The sequence below is a fragment of the Candidatus Thioglobus sp. genome (assembly GCF_028599055.1).
Lineage (GTDB): Bacteria > Pseudomonadota > Gammaproteobacteria > PS1 > Pseudothioglobaceae > Thioglobus_A.
This window is the reverse complement of the sequence record NZ_JAQRMS010000153.1, coordinates 1-2,546: the sequence shown is the minus strand read 5'-3', so window position 1 is coordinate 2,546 and position 2,546 is coordinate 1. Positions and strand designations below refer to the sequence as shown.

5 protein-coding genes are annotated in these 2,546 nt (G+C 35.9%); 4 read left to right on the top strand and 1 reads right to left on the bottom strand.

Going from position 1 to position 2,546, the window contains the following annotated elements; all coding sequences use genetic code 11:
* Both PSN35_RS07000 and grxD read left to right on the top strand, forming a co-directional pair.
* Positions 1 to 285 (top strand): methyltransferase (locus tag PSN35_RS07000; RefSeq protein ID WP_300031384.1); only part of this gene is annotated, 285 nt, incomplete at its 5' end.
* Positions 286 to 339: 54 nt separating this feature from the next.
* A complete protein-coding gene (gene grxD / locus PSN35_RS06995; protein WP_300031381.1) occupies positions 340 to 669 on the top strand; it encodes a Grx4 family monothiol glutaredoxin in 330 nt (109 codons plus the stop codon).
* A gap of 20 nt (positions 670 to 689) precedes the next feature.
* On the opposite strand, the gene PSN35_RS06990 is transcribed toward grxD, so the two are convergent.
* Complete coding sequence (locus tag PSN35_RS06990; RefSeq protein WP_300031378.1) at positions 690 to 1,343, bottom strand: M48 family metallopeptidase; 654 nt, start codon at positions 1,341 to 1,343, stop codon at positions 690 to 692.
* Positions 1,344 to 1,462: 119 nt separating this feature from the next.
* Between PSN35_RS06990 and PSN35_RS06985 the strand changes: the two genes are divergently transcribed.
* Positions 1,463 to 1,906 carry a YtoQ family protein gene (locus PSN35_RS06985; protein ID WP_300031375.1) on the top strand — a complete coding sequence of 148 codons (444 nt, stop codon included), beginning with the start codon at positions 1,463 to 1,465 and terminating at the stop codon, positions 1,904 to 1,906.
* A 70-nt stretch (positions 1,907 to 1,976) separates the two neighbouring features.
* Entirely contained in the window at positions 1,977 to 2,330 is a 354-nt protein-coding gene (locus PSN35_RS06980; protein WP_300031372.1) for a GFA family protein, read from the top strand.
* Positions 2,331 to 2,546 lie beyond the last annotated feature (216 nt).

The window sequence follows — 2,546 nt, the reverse complement described above, 5'->3', positions numbered from 1 at the left end:
ATTAATAATGCTGAGGCTTATCTTTCGGATGCTTTTTCAGCAGTTGGCAAGCAAAATTATTTTGATCAAGTATTGTCAAACGTGCCTGCTAAGGTTGGTAGAGAGCAGTTAAGCATTATTTTGTATGACGCCTACGATGCACTCAAGCCAGGCGGAAAAATCACTTTTGTGACCATTAATGGCTTACGTCACTTTATTAAAGACAATTTTAAATCGGTTTTTGGTAATTATAAAAAACTTAAACAAGGGCAAAAATACACCATTGCCCAAGCAATTAAACAATAAAAGTCTAATATACGAGTAAAATACTCGGTAATTATTATTGATCAGGAGTAAACCATGGATGTAATGCAAAGAATTCAAGCGCAAGTAGATAGTGCCCCAATCGTACTTTATATGAAAGGCACGCCTCAATTCCCACAGTGTGGTTTTTCAGCAACGGCTGCGCAAACGCTAGCTTCTACGGGTGTAGAATTTGCTTATGTGAATATTTTTGAAGATCAAGAAGTCATGCAAAACTTACCCGCATTCCAAGACTGGCCAACTTTTCCACAAATCTACTTCAATTCTGAATTAGTTGGTGGTGGTGATATTATTGTTGAAATGGCACAAATGGACACACTAAAAGCTGCCATGGAAGAAGCAACTGCCAAGTTTAACGACAAGTAGCAAAGCGTCGTTGTTATAGGCTATAAGTTTTTTAACTGATGGCCGTTATCTTGAAGCCAGCGTTTGCTGGCTTTATAGTTTGGTAGCATCTGCGCCACAAAACCCCAAAAATCTTTTGAATGGTTCTTATGCTTAATATGCGCCAGTTCATGCACAATCACGTAGTCAATAACTGATATTGGCGCCTGAATTAGTAAATAGTTAAGGTTGATATTATTTACGCCACTACAAGAGCCCCATAGGGTTTTTTGTGATTTAAGCCTGACTTGTTGGTAGTTAAGTTTATGTGTCTTGGCATAATAAGCTAACCTTGGTAGGGCGATTTCTCTAAAAGCATTTTTATACCAAGTTAAAAATTGCGCCTGATTGGCCTGTTTACTTTTAAACTTAACACCATCAAAATTGAGTTCGGCTGAAAATTCTGAATTAATAATAAGAGGGTAATTATTTCCTAAATATAGAAAATTTTCATTATTTTGATAATGTGGTTTTTTCGGTATTTTTTTTGTTGCAGTGGTTAGTTTTTTATCAATCCAGCTAGATTTTTCTACCAAAAATTGTTCTATTTTCTCAATTGACAGCTGATTTGGCGCTCTAACAATCAATTCTGCTTGATTATTAACCTGCAAACTTAGTGTTTTACGTTTTGAACGAATAAGCTGATACTCCATCATTGTATTTAACCTTAAATTTCAGAAAAATTGCATTTTTCCAATCGAATTAATAAACAAGCCATGTTGTTAATTTTTTTTGATTAAAATTCTCTTATTATTAATAAATAACAGAGGCAATCATGAGTTTAACGGTATATCTTTCTGGCGAAATACACACGGACTGGCGACAGCGATTAAAAGAGGGGTGCGAAGCACACAGCTTGGCAATTACTTTTACTTCTGCAGTGACAGATCATGAAGCTAGTGATGCTGCAGGCGATGTTCTTGGTGAAGAAAGTGTAGGCTTTTGGCGTGACCATAAATCGGCCAAGGTTAATGCTATTCGCACCAAAACATTGATTGAAAATTGTGATGTGGCCGTGGTGCGTTTTGGAGATAAGTACAAGCAATGGAACGCAGCATTTGATGCGGGCTATTGCGCCGCGCTGGGTACGCCGTACATAACACTTCATAATGAAGACATCATCCACCCACTTAAAGAGGTTGACGGGTCAGCCATGGCGTGGGCCACCACACCAGAACAGGTGATTGAAATTTTAAAATATACGCTAACTAAAGAATAACTCTAATTTATTGCTCGATTCCAATTGCTAATAATTAGAGCAAGAGTGCAATAAGTTATAAAGGATAGGTATGAAAACATATAAAGGATCTTGTCATTGTAAGGCGATAACTTTTTCATTTGATTACGGAGCGATTGAAAGCGGTTTAAGGTGTAATTGTTCAATCTGTCGCAGAAAAGGTGCGCTAATGTCAGCATTTACGCTTGCACCTAATGAAATAAATATTGAGTCAGAAGATGGCAAGTTAAGCTTATACCAATTCGACACCAATATAGCGAAACATTATTTTTGTAATTCATGTGGCATATACCCATTTCACAAAACTATGAGAAAGCCAGGGCATTACCGTATAAATCTAGGCTGTCTTGATGATGTTGATACAAATGCAATTAAAGTAGAAATATTTGATGGTAAAAGTCTTTGATTAAAAGTATCTAACAAAAAAATTATCTGATGACTCGTTCAGAATCATTATTTAACTCAAAAAATAGCCCATTATTAGAATTTGTGAAATTTTCTAATACCATTATCTTTGGTGATTTACACCTGTCCCATAAAGGTCAAAAAATCCATAAAAACACCTGTTTAAGCAATTAAATTACCTATTTTTGACTTGTTTTTATATGGGTAAGGCCTTTAT

Bases quoted from the DNA above. Each gene is read 5' to 3' on its own strand.
- grxD (WP_300031381.1), top strand. From the start codon at position 340: ATGGATGTAATGCAAAGAATTCAAGCGCAAGTAGATAGTGCCCCAATC.
- PSN35_RS06990 (WP_300031378.1), bottom strand. From the start codon at position 1,343: ATGATGGAGTATCAGCTTATTCGTTCAAAACGTAAAACACTAAGTTTG.
- PSN35_RS06985 (WP_300031375.1), top strand. From the start codon at position 1,463: ATGAGTTTAACGGTATATCTTTCTGGCGAAATACACACGGACTGGCGA.
- PSN35_RS06980 (WP_300031372.1), top strand. From the start codon at position 1,977: ATGAAAACATATAAAGGATCTTGTCATTGTAAGGCGATAACTTTTTCA.